The 25,563-nt window shown below is 73.2% G+C and carries 23 protein-coding genes; 15 read left to right on the plus strand and 8 right to left on the minus strand.

The annotated features are described in order from the left end of the window. The first annotated feature begins 180 nt into the window (after positions 1-180). Positions 181-528 carry a rhodanese-like domain-containing protein gene (locus GPA10_RS30445; RefSeq protein WP_079086672.1) on the plus strand — a complete coding sequence of 116 codons (348 nt, stop codon included), beginning with the start codon at positions 181-183 and terminating at the stop codon, positions 526-528. 44 nt (positions 529-572) lie between these two features. Here GPA10_RS30445 and GPA10_RS30450 read toward each other — a convergent pair whose 3' ends face one another. From GPA10_RS30450 to paaA, 6 genes are all read right to left on the minus strand, one after another. After that, positions 573-1,787, minus strand: a complete 1,215-nt coding sequence (locus GPA10_RS30450) for an acyl-CoA dehydrogenase family protein (protein ID WP_343041493.1) — start codon at positions 1,785-1,787, stop codon at positions 573-575. A gap of 311 nt (positions 1,788-2,098) precedes the next feature. Further along, the gene (paaE, locus tag GPA10_RS30455) at positions 2,099-3,166 is read right to left on the minus strand and encodes a 1,2-phenylacetyl-CoA epoxidase subunit PaaE (RefSeq protein WP_157168276.1); all 1,068 of its coding nucleotides are present in this window, start codon (positions 3,164-3,166) and stop codon (positions 2,099-2,101) included. Further along, on the minus strand, positions 3,166-3,765 hold the full coding sequence (gene paaD, locus GPA10_RS30460) for a 1,2-phenylacetyl-CoA epoxidase subunit PaaD (RefSeq protein WP_246260074.1): 600 nt from the start codon (positions 3,763-3,765) through the stop codon (positions 3,166-3,168). The genes paaE and paaD overlap by 1 nt, the downstream gene beginning before the upstream one ends. Next, positions 3,759-4,427, minus strand: a complete 669-nt coding sequence (paaC, locus tag GPA10_RS30465; RefSeq protein ID WP_157168331.1) for a 1,2-phenylacetyl-CoA epoxidase subunit PaaC — start codon at positions 4,425-4,427, stop codon at positions 3,759-3,761. The genes paaD and paaC overlap by 7 nt, the downstream gene beginning before the upstream one ends. A gap of 89 nt (positions 4,428-4,516) precedes the next feature. Next, positions 4,517-4,807 carry a 1,2-phenylacetyl-CoA epoxidase subunit PaaB gene (paaB, locus tag GPA10_RS30470; RefSeq protein ID WP_058850103.1) on the minus strand — a complete coding sequence of 97 codons (291 nt, stop codon included), beginning with the start codon at positions 4,805-4,807 and terminating at the stop codon, positions 4,517-4,519. Continuing rightward, positions 4,804-5,934: a 1,2-phenylacetyl-CoA epoxidase subunit PaaA gene (gene paaA, locus GPA10_RS30475; RefSeq protein ID WP_246260076.1), complete on the minus strand. Its 1,131-nt coding sequence runs from the start codon at positions 5,932-5,934 to the stop codon at positions 4,804-4,806. Before paaA ends, paaB begins: the two co-directional genes overlap by 4 nt. Before the next feature lie 334 nt (positions 5,935-6,268). Here paaA and GPA10_RS41885 point away from each other — a divergent pair, with 334 nt between their 5' ends. The 3 genes from GPA10_RS41885 (at position 6,269) to GPA10_RS30495 (ending at position 10,010) form a co-directional block, all read left to right on the plus strand. Beyond that, entirely contained in the window at positions 6,269-7,378 is a 1,110-nt protein-coding gene (locus GPA10_RS41885; RefSeq protein WP_198351744.1) for a DUF5819 family protein, read from the plus strand. Continuing rightward, complete coding sequence (locus GPA10_RS42940) at positions 7,357-8,760, plus strand: HTTM domain-containing protein (protein WP_246260078.1); 1,404 nt, start codon at positions 7,357-7,359, stop codon at positions 8,758-8,760. Before GPA10_RS41885 ends, GPA10_RS42940 begins: the two co-directional genes overlap by 22 nt. A gap of 476 nt (positions 8,761-9,236) precedes the next feature. Next, the gene (locus GPA10_RS30495) at positions 9,237-10,010 is read left to right on the plus strand and encodes a TrmH family RNA methyltransferase (RefSeq protein WP_343041495.1); all 774 of its coding nucleotides are present in this window, start codon (positions 9,237-9,239) and stop codon (positions 10,008-10,010) included. Between the two features lie 99 nt (positions 10,011-10,109). On the opposite strand, the gene paaN is transcribed toward GPA10_RS30495, so the two are convergent. Further along, the gene (paaN, locus tag GPA10_RS30500; protein WP_157168277.1) at positions 10,110-11,801 is read right to left on the minus strand and encodes a phenylacetic acid degradation protein PaaN; all 1,692 of its coding nucleotides are present in this window, start codon (positions 11,799-11,801) and stop codon (positions 10,110-10,112) included. Between the two features lie 195 nt (positions 11,802-11,996). Between paaN and GPA10_RS30505 the strand changes: the two genes are divergently transcribed. After that, positions 11,997-13,511, plus strand: coding sequence for a 3-hydroxyacyl-CoA dehydrogenase (locus GPA10_RS30505; protein WP_157168278.1), 1,515 nt, complete (start codon positions 11,997-11,999; stop codon positions 13,509-13,511). Beyond that, positions 13,508-14,098 (plus strand): TetR/AcrR family transcriptional regulator, encoded by a 591-nt coding sequence (locus tag GPA10_RS30510; RefSeq protein ID WP_058850108.1) that lies wholly within the window; start codon positions 13,508-13,510, stop codon positions 14,096-14,098. The genes GPA10_RS30505 and GPA10_RS30510 overlap by 4 nt, the downstream gene beginning before the upstream one ends. A 6-nt stretch (positions 14,099-14,104) precedes the next feature. Here GPA10_RS30510 and GPA10_RS30515 read toward each other — a convergent pair whose 3' ends face one another. Further along, a complete protein-coding gene (locus tag GPA10_RS30515; RefSeq protein ID WP_198351745.1) occupies positions 14,105-14,605 on the minus strand; it encodes an Lrp/AsnC family transcriptional regulator in 501 nt (166 codons plus the stop codon). Positions 14,606-14,805: 200 nt separating this feature from the next. On the opposite strand from GPA10_RS30515, the gene pdhA reads away from it, so the two are divergent. From pdhA to GPA10_RS30565, 9 genes are all read left to right on the plus strand, one after another. Beyond that, entirely contained in the window at positions 14,806-15,948 is a 1,143-nt protein-coding gene (pdhA, locus tag GPA10_RS30520; protein ID WP_157168279.1) for a pyruvate dehydrogenase (acetyl-transferring) E1 component subunit alpha, read from the plus strand. Then, the gene (locus GPA10_RS30525; RefSeq protein WP_157168280.1) at positions 15,945-16,949 is read left to right on the plus strand and encodes an alpha-ketoacid dehydrogenase subunit beta; all 1,005 of its coding nucleotides are present in this window, start codon (positions 15,945-15,947) and stop codon (positions 16,947-16,949) included. Before pdhA ends, GPA10_RS30525 begins: the two co-directional genes overlap by 4 nt. Next, positions 16,949-18,652, plus strand: a complete 1,704-nt coding sequence (locus GPA10_RS30530) for a dihydrolipoamide acetyltransferase family protein (protein ID WP_157168281.1) — start codon at positions 16,949-16,951, stop codon at positions 18,650-18,652. Before GPA10_RS30525 ends, GPA10_RS30530 begins: the two co-directional genes overlap by 1 nt. 54 nt (positions 18,653-18,706) lie before the next feature. Then, on the plus strand, positions 18,707-20,011 hold the full coding sequence (locus GPA10_RS42945; protein WP_425505838.1) for a DUF6457 domain-containing protein: 1,305 nt from the start codon (positions 18,707-18,709) through the stop codon (positions 20,009-20,011). Further along, positions 20,008-21,741: a molybdopterin molybdotransferase MoeA gene (locus GPA10_RS30545; protein WP_246260080.1), complete on the plus strand. Its 1,734-nt coding sequence runs from the start codon at positions 20,008-20,010 to the stop codon at positions 21,739-21,741. Before GPA10_RS42945 ends, GPA10_RS30545 begins: the two co-directional genes overlap by 4 nt. Next, positions 21,738-22,850, plus strand: coding sequence for a potassium channel family protein (locus tag GPA10_RS30550; RefSeq protein WP_058850113.1), 1,113 nt, complete (start codon positions 21,738-21,740; stop codon positions 22,848-22,850). The genes GPA10_RS30545 and GPA10_RS30550 overlap by 4 nt, the downstream gene beginning before the upstream one ends. Positions 22,851-22,989: 139 nt before the next feature. After that, positions 22,990-23,982: an NAD(P)H-quinone oxidoreductase gene (locus GPA10_RS30555; RefSeq protein ID WP_157168282.1), complete on the plus strand. Its 993-nt coding sequence runs from the start codon at positions 22,990-22,992 to the stop codon at positions 23,980-23,982. Positions 23,983-24,378: 396 nt separating this feature from the next. Then, on the plus strand, positions 24,379-24,828 hold the full coding sequence (locus tag GPA10_RS30560; protein ID WP_157168283.1) for a hypothetical protein: 450 nt from the start codon (positions 24,379-24,381) through the stop codon (positions 24,826-24,828). A gap of 164 nt (positions 24,829-24,992) precedes the next feature. Next, positions 24,993-25,535, plus strand: coding sequence for a bacterial proteasome activator family protein (locus tag GPA10_RS30565; protein WP_157168284.1), 543 nt, complete (start codon positions 24,993-24,995; stop codon positions 25,533-25,535). Positions 25,536-25,563 lie beyond the last annotated feature (28 nt).

A 25,563-nucleotide genomic window follows, 5' to 3' on the forward strand; every position in this document is an offset into this window, starting at 1 on the left:
GCGGGGCCGGGGTCCGGCCGAGGGCGCGGCCGAGTGTCTGGCCGGGGCCCGGCGAAGCTAGTGGCTGGGTCCGGCGGAGGGCGTGGCCGGGGTCCGGCGAAGCTCGTGGCCGGGGTCCGGCGGGGGGCGTGGCCGACGGGTGGGCGGCGGCAGGTTCCGTCGGTCGGGTAGCGTCGGAGCATGCATTTCGGATCTGGTGTGCCCACGGTCGGCGTCGACGCGCTCACTGACGGAGACTTCCTCCTCGACGTCCGCGAGGACGACGAGTGGCAGGCGGGCCACGCGGCGGGCGCGCTGCACATCCCCATGAGCGACTTCGTCGCCCGCTACGGCGAGCTGACCGAGGCCGCCCCGCAGGACGGCAAGGTCAACGTCATCTGCCGCTCCGGCGGCCGCTCCGCCCAGGTCACCATGTACCTCGCCCAGCAGGGCATCGACGCCGTGAACGTCGACGGCGGCATGCAGGCCTGGGAGGCCTCCGGCCGCCCCGTCGTGGACGACAAGGGCCAGCCGGGCACGGTGGTCTGACCCCCTCCCGCCCCCTCCCGGAAGGGACGCGGCCCCAGGGCCGGTCAGCCGAGCGGATGCGCGGCCAGCAGATCCCCCAGCGCCTCCTCGTGCGCCGCGGCCGGGCCGAGCGCCAGCTCCAGGTGCTTGGCCCAGGCGTGGTACCGGTGCAGGGGGTAGTCGACGTCGGCGCCGAAGCCGCCGTGCAGATGCTGCGCGGTCTGGACGACGCGGCGCACCCCGTCCGACGCCCAGATCTTCGCCACCGCCACATCCCCCGACGCGGGCAGCGGCCCGCCGTCACCCGCGGCCCCGCGCCCCGGCCCGCTCAGCCGCCACGCCGCCTGCCAGAGCGTGACCTCCATGGCCCGCAGGTCGATGTAACGGTCCGCCGCCTGCATCGCCACCGCCTGGAACGTGGCGACGGGAAACCCGAACTGCTCCCGCTTGCCGGTGTACTCACTCGTCATCCCGAGCACCCTCGTGCCAACACCGAGCGCCAGCGCACAGGTCCCCGTCGTAAGCAGATCACGCAGGTGGTCCCACGCCCCCTCCGCCGTGACGACGTCCCGGGCACCGATCCGCACCGAGTCGAGACGCACCTCCCCGAGCCGCTCCCCGCTGGTGGAGAACTGCTCGGCGAGGGACAGCCCCGCCGCCGCACCCGGCCCCGCGCACGGCACCAGCGCGAGGACCGCCCGCCCCTCGGGCGAGGTCGCCGGAACTACCACGAAGTCGGCGTCGAACACCCAGGGCACCCCGCTCTGCACCCCGTCGAGCACCCACCCGCCGCCACCACCACCGTCGCCGTTCTTGCCGTTGCCGTTGCCGTCACCGTTCCCGCCGTCGGGGCGCGCGGTGACGGCCAAGGCGGCGTCGTCGTGACCGGTACGCCCGTTCGCCGCCACGGTCAGGACGGTCTCCCCCCGCGCGGCCCCGGGCAGCAGGGCCTGCTTCAACTCCGCTCCGCCATAGGCCTGTACGGCGTACGCCGCAGCGCTGCTCTCCAGGAGCGGAACCCGGGCAAGCACCTTCGCCGACTCCCGCAGCACCAGACAGAGCGCGATCGGATCGAGCCCCGACCCCCCGTACTCCGGCGCCGCCATCAGGCTGAGCAGATCGGCCCCGGCGAGCCTGGCCCACAGCGCCCGGTCGAAGCCCTCGGCCACGGCCCCCGGAGTGAGGGCGGGGCTGGGCACCCCGTCCGGCGCGACATCGGCGAACACCGCCTGCGCCGCTTCGAGCGCCGCCTGCTGCTCCTCGGTGAAGCTGAAGTCCACAGCTCGTCCCTTCGCCGGCCCAGCTCTGACGGGTCGTCAAGGTAGAACAAGTTCCAGTGAAAGGGAACAGGGAACAGCCGGCCCCGGGTCTCCGCGGGGCCCCGAGATCCCGCTCAGCACTCGCAGTCCAGTCAGCGGTCGAGGTTCAGTCAGCAGGCGCCGTCCAGTCAGCAGGCGCCGTCCAGTCAGTGCTCGAAGCCCAGTCAGCGGTCGCCGCCGAGTCAGTGCTCGAAGCCCAGTCAGCGGTCGCCGCCGAGTCAGTGCTCGAAGCCCAGTCAGCGGTCGCCGCCGAGTCAGTGCTCGAAGCCCAGTCAGCGATCGAAGTCCAGCTCCACCCTGCCCGTCGTCGGATGCGACTGGCACGCCAGCACATAACCGGCCTCGGTCTCCTCCGGCTCCAGCGCGAAGTTCCGGTCCATCCGGACCTCCCCCGACACCTTGAACGCCCGGCAGGTGCCGCACACCCCGCCCTTGCAGGCGAACGGCGCGTCCGCGCGATTGCGCAACACCGTGTCCAGGAGCGACTCCCCCGCCTGCACCGGCCAGGTGCCCGACCGCCCGTCGAGGGTGACCGTGACCGTGCTGTCCTGCGGGGCGGGCACGGCCGGCGCCGTCGTCGGCACATCGTCCACGTGGAATATCTCCTCGTGGATGCGCCGCCGCTGCACCCCGAGCCTTCGCAGCGTCCGCTCCGCCCCCTGCACGAGCCCGTAGGGACCGCACAGGAACCAGCCGTCGACCTCCCCGACCGGCAGCAGCGCGGGCAGCAGCCGCCCGAGCCGCTCCTCGTCGAGCCGCCCCGAGGTGAGGCCCGCCTGCTGCTCCTCCCGGGACAGCACCGTCACCAGCTGGAAACGGTGCGGCCAGCGGTCCTTGAGGTCGGCGACCTCGTCGAGGAACATCGTCGACGCCGCCGTGCGGTCGCTGCGTATCAGACAGAACTCGGCGCGCGGCTCGCGCTCCAGGAGCGTCGTGACGATGGAGAGCACCGGGGTGATGCCGCTGCCGCCGACCACCGCGGCATACCGTCCCGGAGCCGGCTCCAGCGTGAACCGTCCCGCCGGGGTCATCACCTCCAGCTCGTCACCGACGACTACCTCCTTGTGCGCGTACGTCGAGAAGGCGCCGCCCTCCACCACCCGCACACCCACTCGCAGCTGTCCGGGCTCATCGGCGGCCTTCGGGTCCGGTGCCGGGGAGCAGATCGAGTACGTGCGCCGGATCTCCAGGCCGTCGACGACGCGGCGCAGGGCGAGGTGCTGGCCCGGCGCGTGCCGGTACTCCTCGCGCAGGGCGGGCGGCACCGCGAACGTCAGCGTCACGGAGTCGTCGGTGAGCTGCTCGACCGCCGCCACGCGGAGCGGGTGGAAGCGCGCCATCACAGCTCCTTGAAGTGGTCGAAGGGCTCCTGGCAGGCGACGCAGCGGCGCAGCGCCTTGCAGGCCGTGGACGAGAAGCGGCTGAGCAGCTCCGTGTCGGTCGAGCCGCAGTGCGGGCAGCGGACCGTGAGGGAGAGGGGGACCGGTCCGTCGGCCGTGTGCGGGCGCGGCGGGGCGATGCCGAACTCGGCGAGCTTGCGGCGGCCCTCGGCGCTGATGTCGTCCGTGGACCAGGCGGGGGAGAGCACCGTGCGCACCGTGACGTCGTGCCGGCCGTGCTCACGCAGCACCTGCTCTATGTCGGCGGACATGGCTTCTATGGCGGGGCAGCCCGTGTACGTCGGGGTGAGCTCGACGTCGACGTGGCCCGTGCCGCTGACGTGGACGGAGCGGAGCACGCCCAGTTCGCCCAGGGTGAGGACGGGCAGCTCGGGGTCGGGCACGGAGCCCGCGAGAGCGCGGAGTTCGGCTTCCAGGGGGGTGGGGGTGCTGGGGGCGTGAGCTGTGTGGTCGGTGTGGGCGGCGTGGGCGGCGTGGGCGGTGTGGGCGGTGTGAGTGTTGTGGGCGGTGTGAGGGGTGTAGGCGGCTGTGGTCACCATGACGCCCCCGGGTGGCTGCGGTGCAGATGCTGCATCTCCGCGAGCATCCGGCCGAACGGTTCGGTGTGCAGGCCCTCGCGTCCGGCGCCGGCTGTCCACGCCCCGCTCTGCGGTCCCTCGGGGACGGTGAGGGTCGCCTTCCCGATCACTGCCGTGACCATGGCCGTCCACCGCTCGCGCAGGGCCTCCCGGTCGAGGTCGAGACCGGCCACCGGCTCGAACAGCTCGCCCGTGAACCGCCACAGCGCGTCCAGGCCGCGCTGCATCCGCTCATGGCTCTCCGCCGTGCCGTCACCGAGACGGAGCGTCCACTGCTCGGCATGGTCCTGGTGGTAGGCGACCTCCTTGACGGCCTTCGCTGCCAGCGGTGCCAAGGGGCTGTCACTCGCCGCGAGTTGGCCGTACATCAGGTGCTGGTACGTCGAGAAGTACAGCTGGCGGGCGATGGTGTGGGCGAAGTCGCCGTTCGGCTGCTCCACCAGCTGGACGTTGCGGAAGGCGCGCTCCTCCCGCAGATACGCCAGCTCGTCCTCGTCGCCGACCAGGGAGAGCAGCACTCGGGCCTGGCCGAGCAGGTCCAGGGCGATGTTCGCCAGGGCCACTTCCTCCTCGAGGACGGGGGCGTGCCCCGCCCACTCTCCCAGGCGGTGGGAGAGCACCAGGGCGTCGTCACCGAGGGGGAGGGCGGCGGCCGTCGACGAGGCGGGGGCGGAAGTGGCGGCGGAGGGCGAGGTGGAGGCGGAGTGGGTGGTCACAGGTGTTTCACTCCCTCCGGGATGTCGTAGAACGTCGGGTGGCGGTAGGGCTTGTCGGCGGACGGCTCGAAGAAGGAGTCCTTCTCGTCCGGCGACGAGGCCGTGATGTGGGCGGACGGGACGACCCAGATGGAGACGCCCTCGTTCCTGCGGGTGTACAGGTCGCGGGCGTTGCGCAGGGCCATCTCCGCGTCCGGTGCGTGCAGGCTGCCCGCGTGGGTGTGGGACAGGCCGCGCCGCGAGCGCACGAACACTTCCCACAGCGGCCATTCGGTCGAGCTGCTCATGCGGTCGCCTCCTCGCGCTCGCTGTCCTCTGCGGCGCGCTCGCTGTTTTCGATGGCGCGCTCGCTGTCCCCGGTGGCGCGCTCGCGCTCGCTGTGTCTGGCGGCGTGGGCAGCCGCCGCCTCGCGCACCCAGGCACCCTCTTCGTGGGCCCGCCTGCGCTGGGTCATGCGCTGTTCGTTGCACGGGCCGTTCCCCTTCAGGACCGACCAGAACTCGCTCCAGTCGATGGCTCCGAAGTCGTGCTGCCCGCGTTCCTCGTTCCACTTCAGGTCCGGGTCGGGCAGGGTCAGGCCGAGCGACTCGGCCTGGGGGACACAGATGTCCACGAATCGCTGGCGCAGCTCGTCGTTCGAATGCCGCTTGATCTTCCAGGTCATGGACTGCTCCGAATGCGACGACTCCGCGTCCGGGGGGCCGAACATCATCAGGGACGGCCACCACCAGCGGTCCACCGCGTCCTGCGCCATCGCGTGCTGGGCCTCTGTGCCCCGGCTGAGGGCGAGCAGCAGTTCGTACCCCTGGCGCTGGTGGAAGGACTCCTCCTTGCAGACCCGGACCATCGCGCGGGCATAGGGGCCGTACGAACACCGGCACAGCGGGACCTGGTTGGTGATCGCCGCGCCGTCCACGAGCCAGCCGATGGCGCCCACGTCCGCCCATGTGAGCGTCGGGTAGTTGAAGATCGAGGAGTACTTCTGGCGGCCCGAGTGCAGCTTGTCGAGCAGGTCGTCGCGGCTCGCGCCGAGCGTCTCCGCCGCGCTGTACAGATAGAGGCCGTGGCCCGCCTCGTCCTGCACCTTGGCCATCAGGATCGCCTTGCGGCGCAGCGACGGCGCCCGCGTGATCCAGTTCGCCTCCGGCTGCATGCCGATGATCTCGGAGTGGGCGTGCTGCGCGATCTGGCGCACGAGCGTGGAGCGATAGGCGTCCGGCATCCAGTCGCGCGGCTCGATGCGCTCGTCGGCCGCCACGGCCGCGTTGAAGGCGGCCTGGAGCGTGGCGGCGTCCGCCGCCTGGTCCGCCGCTTTCGCGTCCGCCGCCCGGTCCGCCGCGGTCGCGTCCGCCGTGTCCGCGGTTGCCGCCGTGCCCCTCGCCGCTGCCGTGTCCCTGGGTGCTGCTGTTTCCATGGATCCGGCAGTCCCTTCCCTGTCCGAGGTCCTCGCGGTCCCCGGGGCCCTCGCGGTGTCCACCGTGCTCACGGGCCGGTGAGCTGTCGCCATCTCGGTCCCCCTCGACCTCGGTCTTGGTCCGGCTCCCACGAGTCCAGGAATCCGGCGGCCGATCAAGCGGCCGATCATGCGACCAACCGACCGATCGTTCGGTTCGTATGAATTCAATGGTGCGGTGGCTCGCCTTAAGGTGTCAACCCTGTGGATAACCTCCGGGACGCCTGGGCCTGGCGGGCGGGCCTGAGTACCGTTCCGGCGGCAGGGTCCGGTCGAGGTCGAGGAACGGGGCGAGATGGACGGGTACGACAAGGGTCCGCGCGGCGAGCCCGCCGACCACGCCTCCGACCCGTCCGAGCCGGGCCGGGCGCCCACCGAGCAGGGCCGGGCATCCGCCGAGCAGGGCCGGGCACCCGCCGAGCAGGGCCGGGTACCCGCCGAGCCGGGTCCGGAGCACTCTGTGCCGGGAGCGGAGTCCGCCGGGTCGGTCACCGAACCCGCCAGTCCGGCCTCGAAACCCGCTTGGCCGGACGCCAAGCTCCCGCAGACCGCGCCCACGCCCCGGGGCCGGGGGCCCGGCGCCGTCTCCGCCGAGCCGCTGCCGGGCCCGGCCCCGGACCAGGGCGCCGACCCGGACGGGGGTGCCGATCCGGACGGGGGTGCCGATCCGGACCGGGGCCCGGGCGCAGACCTCCCCCCGCCCCGCCCCTCGTCCGGCATCGCCGCCCTCTCCCGAGGGCCACGACTCGTCGCCGCCCTCGTCCTCGCCGTGGTCGTAGCCACCGTCTGTGTCCACGTCGGCATGCTGTTCCTGCACGTCGCGCCGTCGAACACCGTGACCAAGGAGCACGGCCGGACGGTCGAGGACTGGATCTATCCGGAGTTCGAGCAGAACTGGAAGCTGTTCGCGCCCAATCCGCTCCAGCAGAACGTCGCGGTGGAGGTGCGGGCGCAGATCCGCAGGTCCGACGGGACGACGAGGACCACCCGCTGGTACAACCTGTCCGCGCAGGACGGCGCCGCCATCGACCACAACCCGCTGCCGAGCCACACCCAGCAGAACGAACTCCGCAGAGGCTGGGACTTCTTCGTCGCCACCCACGACGCGCAGAATCGTCCCACCGGTCTGCGCGGCGAGCTGTCCGAGCGCTACGTCCGCCGCATCGCGCTGCTCCGCCTGGACCGGCACGAGCCGCTCGCCCGCGGTGAGGCCTTCGACCAGGTGCAGGTCAGGTCCCGGACCACACCGGTGCCACCACCGCGGTGGAGTGACGAGAAGATCAACACCAAGCCCGTGCAGCGGGTCCTTCCGTGGTGGTCGGTGACCCCGCCTGACCTCCCGCTCGCGGACGAGGACCGGGCGCGCAGGGACGTGGCCGCCGAATGGAAGGAAGCCGTCCGGTGACCCGTCTCCGTCTCCGCCCCCGTCTCGACCCGCTCGCCCGGGGCGTGCAGCGCGTCACGGCACAGGCCCTCGGCCCGTACCAGACCGCGACGGTCCGCATCGGCTTCGCCGCCACCTGGCTGCTGTTCCTGCTGCGCGAACTGCCGCACCGGCACGAGCTGTACGGGCCCGACGGCCCCTGGAGCTGGGACATGGCCCGGCGGCTGATCTCCGCCAACGACGCCTTCACCGCGCTGATGTGGTCGGACGGGCATGTGTGGTTCGAGATCGTCTACTTCCTGGCGATCCTCTCCAGTGCCCTGCTCCTGGTGGGCTGGCGCACCCGCACCATGTCCGTACTGTTCATGATCGGCGTGCTGTCGCTTCAGAACCGCAGCATCTTCATGGGTGACGGCGGTGACAACGTCATCCACCTCATGGCGATCTACCTGGTGTTCACGCGGTGCGGCCAGGTCTGGTCCCTGGACGCGCGTCGGGCGGCACGCGCCGCCCAGCCGGACCGCGCCATCCAGCCGGGCCGCACCGCCCAGCCGGGCCGCACCGCCCAGCCGGGCCGCACCGCCCAGCCGGGCCGCACCGCCCAGCCGGACCGCACCGCCCAGCCGGACCGCACCGCCCAGCCGGACCGCACCGCCCGCCAGGACCGGGTCGGGCCCGTGCTGTGGTGGGTTCTCGGGCTCGCGCTGTCCGTCGTCACGTTCATGGGGGAGCTCAACGGGTACTGGCCGGTGCTCTTCTGGGGGCTGTGGCTCGCGCAGGGCCTGTGGTGGTTCGCCGGTCGCCGGGCCCCGGACGGCGAGGCCCGGCTGCTGCTCGACGTCGTCGCCAACCTCGCGCACAATGCCGCTCTGCTGGTGATCATGGTCGAGGCCTGCCTGATCTATGCCACGGCGGGCTGGTACAAGATCCAGGGCAGTCGCTGGCAGGACGGTACCGCCGTCTACTACCCCCTCCAGCTCGACTACTTCTCGCCCTGGCCCGCGCTCGCCGATCTGCTGTCCTCGCACGGGGTGCTGGTGATGCTGGTGACCTACGGGACGGTCGCCGTGCAGGTCGCCTTCCCGTTCACCCTGTTCAACCGGCGCGTCAAGAATGTGCTGCTGGCTGTGATGATCTTCGAGCACGCGGCCATCGCCGTCATCCTGGGGCTGCCCTTCTTCTCGCTCGCGATGATCGCGGCCGACGCGGTCTTCCTGCCCACCTCGTTCCTGCGCCGCCTCGGCGGCCGGGTGGCACGCACGCGTGACGGCCTGCTCGCGCGGGTGCCGCGGCTGCCGCGCACGTTCGTGCCGTCGGCGCGTCCGGTACGTTCGGCACGTCCGAAGGAAGAGCCGCAGGTCGGCGAGGCCACCGAGCGGGCGCGCGTAGGCTTCGGCGCATGAGCGGCAGCACGGCTGAGGACGCAGAAAGCGCAGACGGCGCGGACGGCGCGGACGGCGCGGACGATGCCAGGCCTCAGCGGACCGTGGCGACGGCCCAGGGCGACGCCAGACCGCCGCAGCGAGCGACAGCGACAGCACCTGAGGCAGGAGCAGGGGCAGGGGCAGGGGCAGGGGCAGGAGCTGCGGCGGTGGCGGTGGCAGGGGCCGGGGCAGTCGCAGGACCCAAAGCAGTCGCAGGACCCGAGGCGGCAGCAGATCCCGAGGCAGTCGTAAGGCCCGAGCTGGCGGCAGGACCCGAAGCGGCGGCAGGACCCGAGGCGGCGGCAGGACCCAAGCTGGCGGCAGGACCCGAGGCGGCGGCAGGACCCGAGCCGGCGGCAGGCCCCGAAGCGGCGGCAGCGCCCGAAGCACTCGCAAGGCCCGAGGTGGCGGACGGCGCAGCCGTAGCGGGGCGCGGCCGGCCGTCGAGGGCGGGTGTGGCCGAGGATCCGGTCCGGGTCTGGCGCGGGCTCGCCGGCTCCCATGTGCTGCTCGACGGCTTCCACGCCCTGAAGCACGCCCTGCGCTTCGACGCCCGCATCCCCGTGGCGCTGACCGCGGACAAGCCCGCCGTCCTCGCGCTCGCCGAGGACCTGGCGCCGGACGTGACGGCGGCCCTGGACGTGCTGCTCGCCGAGACCGACGAGGTGACGCTGCGCGCCCTGGTGCCCCGGCTGCACCCCACGGCCGTGGCCGCCCTTGCCGTACGTCCCTCCCGTGCCGCCAACCTCGGGGTCCTGGAGCGGGCGCCGAGGTCCGCACCGGTCGTGGTCCTCGACGACCCCCGCAACCTGGGCAACGCCGGGGCGGTGATCAGGCTCGCCGCGGGCTTCGGCGCGACGGGGGTCGTCACGACCGGCACGCTCGACCCCTGGCACCCCACGGTCGTACGCGGCGGCGCGGGCCTGCACTTCGCCACGGCGGTGGAGCGCGTCGACGTCCCGGGGCTGCCCGCGGGCCCGCTGTTCGCCCTCGACGCCGAGGGCGAGGACGTCCGCGGGCTCGAGATCCCCGACGATGCCGTGCTCGCGTTCGGCTCGGAGCGCAGCGGTCTCTCCGCCGGGCTGCGGGCCCGCGCCGACCATCTGGTGTCGCTGCCGATGCGGCCGCAGGTGTCGAGCTACAACCTCGCGACCAGCGTCGGCATGACGCTGTTCCACTGGTCGTCCGGACGGCCGGACCGGCTGACCGCCCGGCAGCCGGAGGCCTGAGCCCACACCCCCGAGGAGGCCTCACGGGGGCGTGGGTCCGCGTCCGCGTCCCCGTGGAGGGGAACGGGCCCAAGACATGTCACCCGGCTCGCACCCGGCTCACATCTCCTTGCGGATCTCCACCACCCGGAAGCGGTTGGCGACGAACGCGGCGTCGCACAGCGCGGAATTCGCGGCGGGGTTGCCGCCCGAGCCGTGGAAGTCGGAGAACGCCGCTGTCTGGTTCACATACACACCGCCCGTGAGGTTCAGCGACAGCTGGGCGCTCTCCTCCAGGCAGGTCTCCTCCACGGCCTGGGAGACCTCCGGCGAGGTGGTGTACGCCCCGACCGTCATCGCGCCCTTCTCGCGGACCGTGCGCCGCAGCAGCTTCACCGCGTCCGCGGCCGAGTCGACGGCGACGGCGAAGGAGACCGGGCCGAAGCACTCGCTCAGATACGCCGCCTCGGCGTCCGGCTTGGCGCCGTCCAGTTTCACGATCACCGGCGTGCGCACCACGGCGTCCGGGAACTCCGGGTTGGTCACCTCGCGGGAGGCGAGGGCCACCTCGCCGAGCCCGGGAGCCGCCTCCAGACGCGTGCGCACGTCCGGGTTGACCAGCGCGCCGAGGATGCCGTTCGCCCGGGCCTCGTCGCCGAGCAGGCCGTCCACGGCGCCCGCGAGGTCCGTGACCACCTCGTCGTAGGACTTGGCGCCCGCGTCCGTCCGGATGCCCTCGCGGGGGATCAGGAGGTTCTGCGGGGTCGTGCACATCTGGCCGCTGTACAGCGACAGGGAGAAGGCGAGGTTGGACAGCATGCCCTTGTAGTTGTCGGTCGACTCGACGACGACCGTGTTCACGCCCGCCTTCTCCGTGTAGACCTGGGCCTGCCGGGCGTTGGTCTCCAGCCAGTCGCCGAAGGACGTCGAGCCCGTGTAGTCGATGATCTTGATTTCGGGGCGGACGGCCAGGGTCTTGGCGATGCCCTCCCCGGGACGCTCGACGGCCAGCGCCACCAGGTTCGGGTCGAAGCCCGCCTCGCCGAGGACCTCGCGGGCGACGCGCACGGTCAGGGCGAGCGGCAGCACCGCGCGCGGATGCGGCTTGACCAGGACGGGGTTGCCGGTGGCGAGGGAGGCGAAGAGGCCGGGGTAGCCGTTCCACGTCGGGAAGGTGTTGCAGCCGATCAGGAGGGCGACGCCGCGGCCGACCGGGGTGAAGCGCTTGGTCAGGGCGAGCGGGTCGCGCTTGCCCTGCGGCTTGGTCCACTCCGCGGTGCCGGGGGTGCGGGTCTGCTCCGCGTACGCGTACGCCACCGCTTCGAGGCCGCGGTCCTGGGCGTGCGGGCCGCCCGCCTGGAACGCCATCATGAAGGCTTGGCCGCTGGTGTGCATGACGGCGTGTGCGAACTCGTGCGTGCGCGCGCTGACGCGGGCCAGGATCTCCAGACAGACCATGGCGCGCGCGTCGGGACCGGCGTCGCGCCAGGCGGCCGTGCCCGCGCGCATGGCGGGGAGCAGGGCGTCCACGTCCGGGTGCGGGTAGGTGATGCCCAACTCGGGGCCGTAGGGGGATACTTCCGCGCCCGTCCAGTCGTCCGTGCCCGGCTGGTCGAGGTCGAAGCGCTGGTTCAGGAGGGCCTCGAAGGCGGCCTTGCCCTCGGGGAGGCTCAGGCTGCCGTTCTCCCCATAGGCCTTGGGGTGCTCGGGGTGCGGCGACCAGTACGCGCGTGTGCGGATCGTCTCCAGCGCCTGGTCGAGGGTGGGCCGGTGTTTTTCGATCAGCTGGTGCGCGGTGAGTTCGGCGGCCATGGGGGACCAACTCCTCGTCGAGTCAGCTCTCCTTCGAGCTGGCGAGCTGGGCAGGGGCAGTGGGCAGGAACACCTGGACAGAGCTAGAGTAACCGAACGATCGGTCGGGACAAGAGGGTCTGCCGAACCTGTGGAAAACCTTCCCCGGCCACCCCGGACCCTTGGCCGGCACCCTTGTGCGGGAGGATCGCGAGCATGACAGCACTCGATCTCGACAGCCCCGTTGCCGTGGTCGGCACCGGCACCATGGGCCAGGGCATCGCCCAGGTCGCGCTGGTGGCGGGCCACCCCGTGCGGCTGTACGACGCCGCGCCGGGCCTCGCGCGCACGGCGGCCGCCGCGATCACCGCCCGCCTGGACCGCCTCGTCGAGAAGGGCCGCCTGGACGCGCCCGCCCGGGACGCCGCGGCCGGACGCCTCGAAGCCGTCGACGACCTGCCCGCGCTCGCCGGGTGCCACCTGGTCGTCGAGGCCGTCCTTGAACAACTGGACGTGAAACAGCGCCTGTTCCAGGACCTGGAGGAGGTCGTGGCGGACGACTGCCTGCTGGCCACGAACACCTCGTCCCTGTCCGTCACCGCCGTCGCGGGCGCGCTCCGGCACCCCGGCCGCTTCGTCGGCCTGCACTTCTTCAACCCCGCGCCGCTGCTGCCCCTGGTCGAGGTGGTCAGCGGCCACACCACGGACGAGGCGGCGGCCACGCGCGCGTACGACACCGCGCGGGCCTGGGGGAAGACGCCGGTCCGCTGCGCCGACACTCCGGGTTTCCTCGTCAACCGCATAGCGCGGCCCTTCTACGCCGAGGCGCTGCGCGTGCACGAGGAGCGCGCCGCCGACCCCGCGACGATCGACGCGGTCCTGCGCGGATCCGGCGGCTTCAGGATGGGCCCCTTCGAGCTGACCGACCTCATCGGCCAGGACGTGAACGAAGCCGTCACCCGCTCGGTGTGGGACGCGTTCTTCCAGGACCCCAAGTTCACGCCGTCACTCGCCCAGCGGCGCCTGGTCGAGTCCCGGCGCCTCGGCCGCAAGTCGGGCCGGGGATGGTTCGCCTACGAAGAGGGCGCCGAGCAGCCCCGGCCGCACACCGCGGGCCCCGCGGACGCTCCCGCGTCCGTCACCCTCCACGGTGAGCTGTTCCAGGCCGCGGCCCTGCTCCCGCTCATCGAGGGCGCCGGTGTCAGGGTCGGGCGCGGGAAGTCCGCGCACCCGGACTTCCCGGGCTGGATCGAACTTCCCGGAGGCACCCGCCTCGCGCTCGCCGACGGCTCGTCCCCCGACGCCGCCGCGGAGCCCACCGTCCAGTTCGACCTGGCCCTCGACTACGCGACGGCCACCCGGATCGCCCTCGCCCCCGCGGCCCGCGTCGACGAGCGGGCCCTCGGCGAGGCGGTGGGCCTCTTCCAGGCGCTCGGCAAGGAGGTCAGCGTCGTGGGCGCCACCCCCGGGATGATCGTGGCCCGTACGGTCGCCCTGCTCGTGGACTTCGCGTACGACGCCGTGGCACGCGGCGTGGCCGGTCCCGACGACATCGACACCGCCATGCGCCTGGGCGTCAACTACCCGCGCGGACCGCTCTCCTGGGGCGCGGGCCTCGGCCTGCACTGGGTCACGGAGGTCCTCGACCACCTGCACGACGAGTACCCCACGGGGCGCTACGCCGCATCCCAGGGGCTGCGCCGCGCCGCCGCGAAGGAGGACCACGCATGAGCGCCCGGCGTGACACCTACACCCCCGAGACCCTCCTCGACGTCGCCGTGCGGGTCTTCAACGAGCGCGGTTACGACGGCACGTCCATGGAGCACCTCTCCAAGGCCGCCGGCATCTCCAAGTCGTCGATCTACCACCATGTGTCCGGCAAGGAGGAGCTGCTGCGCCGCGCTGTGAGCCGGGCGCTCGACGGGCTCTTCGGGATCCTCGCCGAGGAGCACGCGCGCGAGGGCGACGCGGTGCGACGCCTGGAGTACGTGACCCGGCGCACCGTCGAGGTCCTCATCGCCGAACTGCCCTACGTGACGCTGCTGCTGCGGGTGCGCGGCAACACCGACACCGAGCGCTGGGCGCTGGAGCGGCGCAGGGAGTTCGACCACCAGGTCGCCGGACTGCTCAAGGAAGCCGTCGCGGACGGCGACCTGCGCTCCGACGTCGAGCTGCGGCTCGCCACCCGGCTGCTCTTCGGAATGATCAACTCCATCGTGGAGTGGTACAAGCCGGAGGCCCGCAACGCCGCCAGCGGCACCGAGGTCGCCGACGCCGTGGTGCGGCTCGCGTTCGCGGGGCTGCGCACCGACGGCTGACCCGGGTCAGCCGTCCGCCTCCAGGTCGTCCTCCTCGAAGACCAGCAGCGTACGCGTGCTGAGGACCTCCGGGATGGACTGGATGCGGGTGAGCACCAGCTCCCGCAGGGCGCGGTTGTCCGGCGTGTGCACCAGAAGCAGTACGTCGAAGTCGCCGCTGACCAGCGCGATGTGGGAGGCCCCCGGCAGGGTCCGCAGCTGTTCGTGGACGGTGCGCCAGCTGTTCTGGACGATCTTCAGGGTGATGTAGGCGGATGCACCCTGACCTGCTCGTTCGTGATTGATGCGGGCACCGAAGCCGCGGATCACGCCGTCGTCGATGAGTCGGTTGATGCGCGCGTAGGCGTTGGCACGGGAGACGTGGACGCGCTCGGACACGGAGCGTATCGAGGCGCGCCCGTCCGAGTGCAGGATCTGCAAAATATCGCGGTCGATGGAGTCCAGCGGGCGCGGCTGGGGCTCCGGGCGGTCCCTGGAGCCTCCGTCGGCCATTCGTTCAGGTGCCATGTCCCCCCGCCTCCTTACCATGGACGTACTGCATCCATCCCAGGCTGTGGAGAACCGTTTGTCCACAGCCTGGAGGTGCCTGTAGCCAAAATGTGCCGACGACCGAACAATCGGTAGGTGAGGCGCATCACGTCGACGCACCTCGTCACCGCTCCCACGAGGAGCACGTTCTTCTCCGAGTTCTTCGAGGAGGTGCCGTAATGACGGTCATGGAGCAGCGGGGCGCCTACCAGCCCGCCCCGCCCCCCGCATGGCAGCCCAGGACGGATCCCGCACCGCTGCTTCCGGACGCGGAGCCATATCGCGTCCTGGGCACCCGGGCCGCCCGCGCGGTGGACCAGGACCTGCTGCTGCGCCTCCACGGCGAACTGGTGCGCGGCCGCCGGTACAACACGCAGGCGACGGCCCTCACCAAGCAGGGCAGGCTAGCCGTCTACCCGTCGAGCACCGGCCAGGAGGCCAGCCAGATCGCCGCGGCGTTCGCCCTGCGCGAGCAGGACTGGCTGTTCCCCAGCTACCGGGACACGCTCGCCGCGGTCGCCCGCGGCCTCGACCCTGTAGCCGCCCTCACCCTGCTGCGCGGCGACTGGCACACCGGCTACGACCCGCGCGAGCACCGCATAGCCCCCTTGTGCACCCCCCTCGCGACCCAGCTGCCGCACGCCGTGGGCCTCGCGCACGCCGCCCGCCTCAAGGGCGACGACGTGGTCGCGCTCGCCCTGGTCGGCGACGGCGGCACCAGCGAGGGCGACTTCCACGAGGCCCTGAACTTCGCCGCGGTCTGGCAGGCCCCCGTCGTCTTCCTCGTACAGAACAACGGTTTCGCGATCTCCGTGCCGCTCGCCAAGCAGACGGCCGCCCCCTCCCTGGCCCACAAGGCCGTCGGGTACGGCATGCCGGGCCGCCTGGTCGACGGCAACGACGCGGTCGCGGTGCACGAGGTCCTCGCCGACGCGGTGCGGCGCGCCCGCGCGGGTGGCGGCCCGACGCTCGTCGAGGCCGTCACGTACCGCATGGAGGCGCACACGAACGCCGACGACGCGACGCGCTACCGCCAGGACGCGGAGGTCGACGCCTGGCGCGACCACGACCCGATCGTGCTCCTGGAACGCGAGCTCACCGAGCGCGGCCTGCTCGACGAGGAGCACCGGAGCGCGGTGCGCGCGTCCGCGGAGGCGATGGCCGCGGACCTCAGGGAGCGCATGAACGGGGAACCGGCCCTCGACCCCATGGACCTGTTCACACACGTGTACGCGGAACAGACCACCCAACTGCGCGAACAAGCGGCCCGGCTGCGGGCCGAGCTGGAGGCCGAGGACGAGGCGCACGGAGCGGGACGATGACCACTGTCGCCGTGAAACCGGCCACCATGGGCCAGGCCCTCGGGCGCGCGCTGCGCGACGCGATGGCCGACGACCCCACCGTGCACGTCCTCGGGGAGGACGTCGGCACCCTCGGCGGTGTCTTCCGGGTCACCGACGGCCTCGCCGCGGAGTTCGGCGAGACGCGCTGCACGGACACCCCGCTCGCGGAGGCGGGCATCCTGGGGACGGCCGTCGGCATGGCGATGTACGGGCTGCGGCCCGTCGTCGAGATGCAGTTCGACGCGTTCGCGTACCCCGCCTTCGAGCAGCTGATCTCGCATGTGGCGCGGATGCGCAACCGCACCCGGGGCGGCCTCGCGCTGCCCCTCACCATCCGGGTGCCCTACGGCGGCGGTATCGGCGGCGTCGAGCACCACAGCGACTCCTCCGAGGCGTACTACATGGCGACGCCGGGGCTGTACGTGGTCACCCCGGCCACCGTCGCCGACGCGTACGGTCTGCTGCGGGCGGCCATCGCCTCCGACGACCCCGTCGTCTTCCTGGAGCCGAAGCGGCTCTACTGGTCCAAGGCCGACTGGAACCCGGACGCGCCGACCGCCGTCGACCCCATCGGCAGGGCCGTGGTGCGCCGTGCGGGCCGCAGCGCCACGCTCCTCACGTACGGCCCGTCCGTGCCCGTCTGCCTGGAGGCGGCCGAGGCGGCGCGGGCCGAGGGCTGGGACCTCGAAGTGGTCGACCTGCGTTCGCTGGTGCCCTTCGACGACGAGACGGTGGACGCGTCCGTGCGGCGCACGGGCCGTGCGGTGGTCGTGCACGAGTCGGGCGGTTTCGGCGGCCCCGGCGGGGAGATCGCCGCGCGGGTGACGGAGCGCTGCTTCCACCACCTGGAGGCGCCGGTGCTCCGGGTCGCCGGGTTCGACATCCCCTATCCGCCGCCGATGCTGGAGCGGCACCACCTGCCGGGTGTCGACCGGATCCTGGACGCGGTGGCGCGGTTGCAGTGGGAGGCGGGCAGCTGATGGCGCAGGTCCTGGAGTTCAAGCTGCCCGACCTCGGTGAGGGGCTCACGGAGGCCGAGATCACGCGCTGGCTGGTGGAGGTCGGCGACGTCGTGGAGGTCGACCAGCCGGTCGTCGAGGTCGAGACGGCCAAGGCCATGGTCGAGGTGCCGTGCCCGTACGGGGGCGTGGTGACGGCCCGCTTCGGCGCGGAGGGCACCGAACTGCCCGTGGGCGCGCCACTCCTGACGGTCGCCGTCGGAGCCCCCGCCGGGGACCTCGACGGCGCCGTGGCCGGCGGCCCTGCCGCGGATCAGGGCTCCGGCGACCCTGACGCCCGCGCGGTCGGCGGCGGTGCCGCGGCGGCGGGGGACGACGCCTCGGGGAACGTCCTCGTCGGGTACGGCACGACGGCGCCGCCCGCGCGGCGCCGCAGGGTGCGGCCGCCGGAGGTTTCCGGGGCGCCCACGGGGGCCGGTGCCGGTGCCGGTGCCGCTGGCCGCGGCACGGGCGACGCGAGCCTGCGGGGCCCGGGGGGCCCTGGAGACTCGGAGGACCCTGGGCAGCGGAACGCAGCCCGTTCCGCTCCTCGGGGGAGCAAGGTCCCGGAGGCCGGTGCGGCCCCCGCGCGAGGTGACGGGCCCGTCCCCGTGATCTCCCCACTCGTCCGCAGACTGGCGCGGGAGAACGGCGTGGACCTGCGGCAGCTCGTCGGTTCCGGCCCCGACGGGCTGATCCTGCGGGCCGACGTGGAGGACGCCGTACGGGCCGCCGCGACCGTGGTCGCGTCGGTCGCGGGCCCGGTGCCCGCGTCGGGCCCGGTATCCACGGCGACGGAGGGACCGGTGCCGGGCATCGGGGGCACCTTCAGGGCCACGGGGACGAATGCGAGCTTGAGTGCGAGTACGGGTGCGAGTGCGACGACGGTGACGGCCGGTGCGGGCACGCGGGGGGCTTCCGACGCGGGCGCGAGCGGTACGAGTGCGAGCGGTGCGGGTGCGGGCGGTACGGGCGGTGGCGGTACGGGCAGTACCCGGGGCAAGCGGATCCCGTTGCGCGGTGTCCGCGGTGCCGTCGCCGACAAGCTGGCGCGCAGCCGCCGTGAGATTCCGGACGCGACGTGCTGGGTCGACGCCGACGCGACGGAACTCATGAACGCGCGCGCCGCGATGAACGCGGCCGGAGGGCCGAAGGTCTCCCTGCTCGCGCTCCTCGCCCGCGTCTGCACGGCCGCTCTGGCCCGTCATCCGGAGCTCAACTCCACGGTGGACATGGACGCACGGGAGGTCGTCCAGCTCGACGAGGTGCACCTCGGCTTCGCCGCACAGACGGAGCGCGGGCTCGTCGTACCGGTCGTCAAGGGCGCGCACGCCCGGGACACCGAGTCCCTGAGCGCCGAACTCGCGCGGCTCTCGGAGGCCGCCCGCACGGGCACGCTGACACCGGGGGAACTGACGGGGTCCACGTTCACGTTGAACAACTACGGCGTGTTCGGCGTCGACGGCTCCACGCCGATCATCAACCACCCCGAGGCGGCCATGCTCGGTGTCGGCCGCATCGTGCCCAAGCCTTGGGTGCACCAGGGAGAGCTGGCGGTGCGTCAGGTCGTGCAGCTCTCCCTGACCTTCGACCACCGCGTGTGCGACGGCGGCACGGCGGGCGGCTTCCTGCGCTTCGTCGCGGACTGTGTGGAGCAGCCGGCGGTGCTGTTGCGGTCGGTGTGACGCGGACACCCCCGTGGGGGTGGCGCTGATCGGGGCTGTGTCCATACTCGTGGGGTGAACTCACGCCCGGCCCCGGACGCCGCCCCCTTCGACGCCGTCGTGCTGGCGGGCGGCCGGGCCGCGCGGCTCGGCGGCGCGGACAAGCCCGGTGTGCGGGTGGGTGGGCGGGCCCTGCTCGACCGGGTGCTCGCCGCGTGCGCGGGCGCCGGGACCACCGTCGTCGTGGCGGCGCCCCGGCCCACCCCGCGGCCCGTGGTGTGGGCGCGCGAGAGCCCGGCGGGCGGCGGGCCGCTGGCCGCGCTCGACGCGGGGCTGCGCCGTACGAACGCCGAACTGGTCGTGGTGCTCTCGGCCGACCTGCCGTTCCTGCGGGAGCGGACCGTGCACCGCCTGATCGCCGCGGTGTCCTGGGCGGACGGCCAGGACGGTGGACACGGCCTCGCCCCCGGGCCGGGCCCCGGCCCAGACCCTGGTCGGGACGCTTTGGGCGGTGCCAACCACGTATGGGGCGGCCCGGACGCTGTGGGTGGCGTCAAAGGCGGGGACGGCGGTCCGGGGGCTGCGGGTGGCGCGTGGCCTGCCGACGATGGCCCCGGCGGTGCGGACGGCGCGAAGTCCGTCGACGGCGCCATGCTGGTCGACCCCGATGGCGCGATGCTGGTCGACCCCGACGGCAGGGACCAGCCGCTCGTGGCGGTCTACCGGGCCGCGCCCCTCCGTGCGGCCCTTCGGGGGCTCGCCGAGAGCGTCGACGCCGACGCGCAGGCGGGGCCCGGCACGGCTGGGCGGGGAGAAGCACGGCATGGCCTCGCCGGTATCCCGTTGCGGCGGCTCGTCGACCGGCTCGACATGGTGCGCGTCGCCGAACCCCTCGCCGCGTTCGACTGCGACACCTGGGGCGACATCGCGACGGCCCGCGCGCGGATCAGGGAGCATGGGCACGTGTTGGATGAATGGATTACCGCAGTCAAGGACGAACTGGGCATCGAGCTCGACGTCGACACCGGCATCCTGCTCGACCTCGCCCGCGACGCAGCACACGGCGTGGCCAGGCCGGCCGCACCCCTGACCACCTTCCTCGTCGGGTACGCGGCAGCGCAGGCCGGAGCGGGCGGCGGCGGTCCGCAGGCCGTGGCGGAGGCGGCGCGCAAGGCTGCCGTGCTGGCGGCCCGGTGGGCCGACGAGGACCAGCCGGACGAGCGGACCGTGACGCCGAAGCCCGGCACCGACGACGCGGCACCGTCCTCCGCAACCCCAACCTCCGAAACCCCAACCTCCGGGCCCGCCCAGGCGTCCGGGCCCGCCCAGACCTCCGGATCCGCCCCCGCCCCCTCCGACACCCGCCCGGACACCCCATGAGCGGCAACGCGGCCGATGCCGAACTCGACGAGGCACTCGCCCTGGTGAACGAGGACCGGGACCGGGCCGGGACGAGCGCCGCGCACCTCGCACGTAAGACGGCGGACGAGCATGCGGTCACCGGCACGGGCAAGGGGGACGGCACCGGCGCCGCCGCCGGTCCCGGCACGGGCTCCGGCACGGGTCGAGGCACCGGCACGGAGGCCGCCACCACTCCAGGTACCGGCACGGCTGCCGCCACCACTCCAGGAACCGGCACGGGCTCCGCCACGGTTCGCGGCACCGCCACGGGCACCGCCACCGATCGAGGTGCCCGCCCCGGAACCGGCACGGGCACCGCCGCCCCCGGCACACCGCCCCCGGCAGACACCCCCACCGCCCTGCTCCCCAACCCCAACCCCGCTTCTCCCTTTCCGCGCGCCCCGCAAGGCCCGCACGCGCCGCCGAACGCCACCCGCTGGGTGGAGGCCCGTGCCATCGCCCGCCGCGCCGGTGTCGCGGCCGCGCGGGCCGCAGTGCCGTCGGAGGCGCGGGCGACCCCGCTCCCCCACACCCTCGGCCGCACCCTCGCGACCCCCCTGACCGCGCTCACCGACCTCCCTTCCTTCGACACCTCGGCGATGGACGGGTGGGCCGTGGCGGGCCCGGGACCATGGAACCTGCTGTCCGGTACCGATGACCGTTCGCCAGGGATCCTCGCCGGACAGGACAGCCCCGAGCCCCTGGGCGACGGCGAGGCGGTGCCGATCGCGACCGGGGCCCGGATCCCGCGGGACACCACGGCCGTGATCCGCAGCGAGCACGGCCACGCCGACGACAAGGGACATCTGTACGCGCGGCGCGAGGTCGCCCCCGGGCAGGACATCCGCCCGCGCGGCCAGGAGTGCCGGGTGGGCGAGCAACTCCTGCCGCCCGGCGCCCCGGTGACCCCGGCGGTGCTCGGCCTCGCGGCGGCGGCCGGGTACGACGCGCTGTACGTCACCGACCGCCCGCGTGTCGAAGTGCTGGTCCTGGGGGACGAGTTGCTGGCCTCCGGGCTGCCCCAGGAGGGCCGGATCCGGGACGCGCTCGGGCCGATGCTGCCGCCGTGGCTGCGGGCGCTCGGCGCGGAGGTGACCGCGGTCCGCCGCCTCGGCGACGACGCCGAGGCGCTCCACGAGGCTCTCGCCACGGCCACGGCCGATGTCGTGGTGACGACCGGGGGCACCGCGTCCGGGCCCGTCGACCACGTCCACCCCACCCTGCGCCGTCTCGATGCCGAGTTGCTCGTCGACGGCGTCGCGGTGCGGCCGGGCCACCCCATGCTGCTCGCCCGGCTGCCCGCCACCGCCGACGGCGGCCGCACGCGGCACCTCGTGGGGCTGCCCGGCAACCCCCTCGCCGCCGTCTCGGGTCTGCTGACGCTGGCCGAGCCCCTGCTGCGCGGGCTGGGGGGCCGCCCGGCCGCGGAGCCGTACACCGCGCCCGTCAAGGACGACGTACCCGGCCACCCGCAGGACACGCGGCTCGTGCCCGTCGCCCTGCGCGGGGAGTACGCGGTGCCGCTGCACTACAACGGCCCCGCGATGCTGCGCAGCATCGCGGTCGCCGACGGGCTCGCGGTGATCCCTCCGCAGGGTGCGAGCCGTCGGCAGGAGCTGGAGCTTCTCGATCTGCCCTGGACGGAACCGGGCGGAATGCACGGTGAGTTGGGCGCCCCCGGCGCCGACGGCGAGGTGTGTTTCACGTGAAACTTCCCGGCCATGACGCCATCGCGCGCCAAGCCGACGAACATCTGGTGACACACCGGGTGAAACTGCCCAGGCGGGTGGTGGAGAGGCCGCTGCGGCAAGTGGGCAAGCGCCTGCTGATGGCGCTGTTCGTGCTCGTTCTGACGATCTTCATCGTGTGGATCGACCGGGACGGCTACCACGACAACGCGAACGAGACGGTCGACCTGCTCGACGCCTCGTACTACGCCACCGTGACCCTCTCCACCACCGGTTACGGCGACATCGTGCCGCACAGCGACAGCGCGCGGCTCGTCAACATTCTGCTGATCACGCCGCTGCGCGTGCTCTTCCTGATCATCCTCGTCGGCACCACCCTCGAAGTGCTGACCGAACGCACCCGCGAGGAATGGCGGCTTTCCCGCTGGAGGTCCAACTTGCGTGAGCACACCGTCGTCGTCGGATTCGGCACCAAGGGCCGGTCGGCGGTGCAGACCTTGCAGGCGACCGGTCTCAAGCCCGAACAGATCGTGATCGTCGACCCCAGCTCGAAGGTGGTGGACGCGGCCACGGCCGAAGGGTTCGCCGGAGTCGTCGGCGACGCGACGCGCAGCGACGTCCTGCTCCGCGCCGAGTTGCAGCGGGCCCGGCAGGTCATCATCGCGACCCAGCGCGACGACACGGCCGTCCTGGTCACGCTGACCGCGCGCCAGCTGAACCGGGGGGCGAAGATCGTGGCGGCGGTGCGCGAGGAGGAGAACGCGCCGCTGCTGCGCCAGTCCGGCGCCGACGCCGTCATCACCAGCGCCAGCGCGGCAGGTCGGCTGCTCGGACTCTCGGTGCTCAGCCCGAGCGCGGGCCTGGTGATGGAGGACCTGATCCAGCAGGGCAGCGGGCTCGACCTTGTCGAGCGACCGGTGATAAAGGCCGAGGTCGGGCAGGGGGTGCGGGAGACGGCCGACCTCATCGTCAGTGTCGTACGGGGCCACCGGGTGCTCGGTTACGACGACCCGGCCATCGGCAAGCTGCAGCTGACGGACCGCCTGATCACCATCGTGCGGGCCTCCCCGCATCCGGCGCCGACCCCTGCGACGGGCGGCACGGACCCCCGACGACCGCCCCGGCCCTGAGGACCGGCCGCCGGGCCCGGCACCTGGTGAGCGGCCGCCCCGGGCTCTGAGGAGCGGCCGCCCCGGTCGACCGGCCGCCCCGGACCCGCGGCGTTCACCAACAGGCCGGTCCGGTCCACCCCGGAGTAGCCTCGCCCGCATGTATGCGATCACGATCCCCGAACCCGGCGGACCCGAGGCGCTTCAGTGGGCCGAGGTCCCCGATCCCGTACCAGGTGAGGGCGAGGTCCTCATCGATGTCGTCGCCAGTGCCGTGAACCGTGCCGACCTGCTGCAGCGGCAGGGGTTCTACGATCCGCCGCCCGCGTCGTCGCCCTACCCCGGCCTGGAGTGCTCGGGCCGCATCGCCGCGCTCGGCCCGGGGGTGGGCGGCTGGGCGGTCGGCGACGAGGTGTGCGCGCTGCTCGCGGGCGGCGGGTACGCGGAGCGCGTCGCCGTGCCCGCGGGGCAGGTCCTGCCCGTACCGGACGGCGTCGACCTCGTCACGGCGGCGGCGCTGCCCGAGGTCACCGCCACGGTGTGGTCGAACGTGTTCATGATCGCGCACCTGCGCCCGGGGGAGACCCTGCTGGCGCACGGCGGAGCGAGCGGCATCGGCACCATGGCGATCCAGCTCGCGAAGGCCGTCGGCGCCAAGGTGGCCGTGACGGCCGGCGGCAAGGAGAAGCTGGCGTTCTGCCAGGAACTGGGCGCCGACGTGCTCATCGACTACCGCGAGCAGGACTTCGTCGAGGAGGTCGAGCGGGCCACCGGCGGGGCGGGCGCGGACGTCATCCTGGACATCATGGGCGCCAAGTACCTGGACCGGAACGTGCGCGCCCTCGCTGTCAACGGGCGCCTCGCCATCATCGGCATGCAGGGCGGCGTGAAGGGCGAGCTGAACATCGCGGCGCTGCTCAACAAGCGCGCCGCCGTCACCGCGACCTCGCTGCGCGGCCGTCCCGTCGCCGAGAAGTCGTCGATCGTCGCGGCGGTACGGGAACACGTCTGGCCCCTCATCGGCGCGGGCCAGGTCCGTCCGGTGGTCGACCGCACCCTGCCGATGCGGGACGCGGGCGCCGCCCACCGGGTCCTCGAAGAGAGCGGCCACATCGGCAAGGTCCTCCTGACCAGGGACGCCGCCCCGGCGTGACCCCGGCGCGGAGCCCCGGGCCAAGCCGCCCGGGGCCCGCGCACCCATCACGCCCCCGCGCACCCACCACGCCCCCGCGCACCCATCACGCCCCCGCGCACTCGTCACGGCCTCATGCACCCGTGCACTCGTCACGGCCTCATGCACCCGTGCACTCGTCACGGCCTCATGCACCCGTGCACCCGTCACGGCCTCATGCACCCGCGCACCCATCACGCCCCCGTGCGCCCGTCACGGGCCCGTGCACCCGTCACGTCTCCTCCGAGATGCCGGATGCCCCGGCTCATGTGACGCTGGCCGTACGCCCCTTGGCCCTCGCGTACGTGTGGACGTGCGTCCGTGGCCGGGCGTTCTGCGGACTCGGCGACAACCCGGCACCGGGAGGGGGCCAGCGCGGTGACATCACGGCTGCGGGGCGCGCTCCGCCCGGCGCTCCCCCTGGTTCTGCTCGCGGTGCTGCTCCCCGTGGGGTTCGGTACGGCGGCGGCGTCCCCCGCCCCGCCGCCCTCCGACCCCGCCCCCTACTACGGCACCGGCTCCCTGGCCGGCAGCAGCGCGGGCGAGGGGCGGCGGCGTCCCGGGCGCGGGGAGGAGCCGGAGTCCGTGCCCGCCCCGGGCGTCTGGCGCCCCCTGCCGCCCCCGCCCCGGGAGGTGCGCCGCCCCGACAAGACCAGGCCGACCGCGCCCGTACCGGTGCCGTCCGTACCGGGCACCGCCGACGAGCCCAGGGAGCGGGCCGCCGAGGGGCCGCCGTTCCCCGGCCTGCGGGTGCTGCCGCTGGGCGCGGGCATGGTCCTGATCGGCCTGGGCCTCGGTTTCCTCGGCCTGCGGCTGCGCCGGGGGTGACGGCGGACAGGGAGGACGCTCCTCGTACTCGAACAGGAACGACGTACTCGGACAGGTACGAGGCCCTCGTACACAAGACAGGAACGACGCCCTCGTACACGGTGGATCAACGTCTGACGGGGGCACCACGGAGGTGTGAGCAGCAGGTGCGAGAGAATGGCCGTATGGAGATGCCGAGGAACGAACGGTCGCCGGAAAATCCCCAGGTCCTGGTCGTGGGTCAGGACGGAATGGCTCTCGGGGGCGGAGACGACGAGTCCCGTGAGCTCCCGGTGACGGACATGGTCGAGCAGCCCGCCAAGGTCATGCGCATCGGCAGCATGATCAAGCAGCTGCTCGAAGAAGTGCGGGCGGCGCCTCTGGACGAGGCGAGCCGGGTGCGACTCAAGGAGATCCACGCCAGCTCGGTGAAGGAGCTCGAGGATGGGCTCGCCCCGGAGCTGGTCGAGGAGCTGGAGCGGCTCTCGCTGCCCTTCACCGAGGAGGGCACCCCGAGCGACGCGGAACTGCGCATCGCGCAGGCCCAGTTGGTGGGCTGGCTCGAAGGCCTCTTCCACGGCATCCAGACGACCCTGTTCGCCCAGCAGATGGCCGCGCGGGCCCAGCTGGAGCAGATGCGCCGCGCGCTCCCGCCCGGCGTGGGCGGTCACGACGGCGCCGAGGAGGTCGGCGGCATCGCGGGCCGCAGCGGCGGCCCCTACCTCTAAAGAAGCCCGGAAGAGCCCGGAAAGTCCG

Origin of the sequence: Streptomyces typhae (assembly GCF_009755605.1) — a bacterium.
GTDB classification, from domain to species: Bacteria; Actinomycetota; Actinomycetes; order Streptomycetales; family Streptomycetaceae; genus Streptomyces; species Streptomyces typhae.

Coding starts and splice junctions, on each gene's coding strand:
- GPA10_RS30525 (WP_157168280.1), top strand. CDS start 15,945: ATGACCACTGTCGCCGTGAAACCGGCCACCATGGGCCAGGCCCTCGGG.
- GPA10_RS30445 (WP_079086672.1), top strand. CDS start 181: ATGCATTTCGGATCTGGTGTGCCCACGGTCGGCGTCGACGCGCTCACT.
- paaN (WP_157168277.1), bottom strand. CDS start 11,801: ATGGCCGCCGAACTCACCGCGCACCAGCTGATCGAAAAACACCGGCCC.
- paaE (WP_157168276.1), bottom strand. CDS start 3,166: ATGGCGCGCTTCCACCCGCTCCGCGTGGCGGCGGTCGAGCAGCTCACC.
- paaA (WP_246260076.1), bottom strand. CDS start 5,934: ATGGAAACAGCAGCACCCAGGGACACGGCAGCGGCGAGGGGCACGGCG.
- pdhA (WP_157168279.1), top strand. CDS start 14,806: ATGACGGTCATGGAGCAGCGGGGCGCCTACCAGCCCGCCCCGCCCCCC.
- GPA10_RS30505 (WP_157168278.1), top strand. CDS start 11,997: ATGACAGCACTCGATCTCGACAGCCCCGTTGCCGTGGTCGGCACCGGC.
- GPA10_RS30565 (WP_157168284.1), top strand. CDS start 24,993: ATGGAGATGCCGAGGAACGAACGGTCGCCGGAAAATCCCCAGGTCCTG.
- GPA10_RS30545 (WP_246260080.1), top strand. CDS start 20,008: ATGAGCGGCAACGCGGCCGATGCCGAACTCGACGAGGCACTCGCCCTG.
- GPA10_RS30515 (WP_198351745.1), bottom strand. CDS start 14,605: ATGGCACCTGAACGAATGGCCGACGGAGGCTCCAGGGACCGCCCGGAG.
- GPA10_RS30510 (WP_058850108.1), top strand. CDS start 13,508: ATGAGCGCCCGGCGTGACACCTACACCCCCGAGACCCTCCTCGACGTC.
- paaB (WP_058850103.1), bottom strand. CDS start 4,807: ATGAGCAGCTCGACCGAATGGCCGCTGTGGGAAGTGTTCGTGCGCTCG.
- GPA10_RS42940 (WP_246260078.1), top strand. CDS start 7,357: ATGGAAGGAAGCCGTCCGGTGACCCGTCTCCGTCTCCGCCCCCGTCTC.
- GPA10_RS30555 (WP_157168282.1), top strand. CDS start 22,990: ATGTATGCGATCACGATCCCCGAACCCGGCGGACCCGAGGCGCTTCAG.
- GPA10_RS30530 (WP_157168281.1), top strand. CDS start 16,949: ATGGCGCAGGTCCTGGAGTTCAAGCTGCCCGACCTCGGTGAGGGGCTC.
- GPA10_RS41885 (WP_198351744.1), top strand. CDS start 6,269: ATGGACGGGTACGACAAGGGTCCGCGCGGCGAGCCCGCCGACCACGCC.
- paaD (WP_246260074.1), bottom strand. CDS start 3,765: ATGGTGACCACAGCCGCCTACACCCCTCACACCGCCCACAACACTCAC.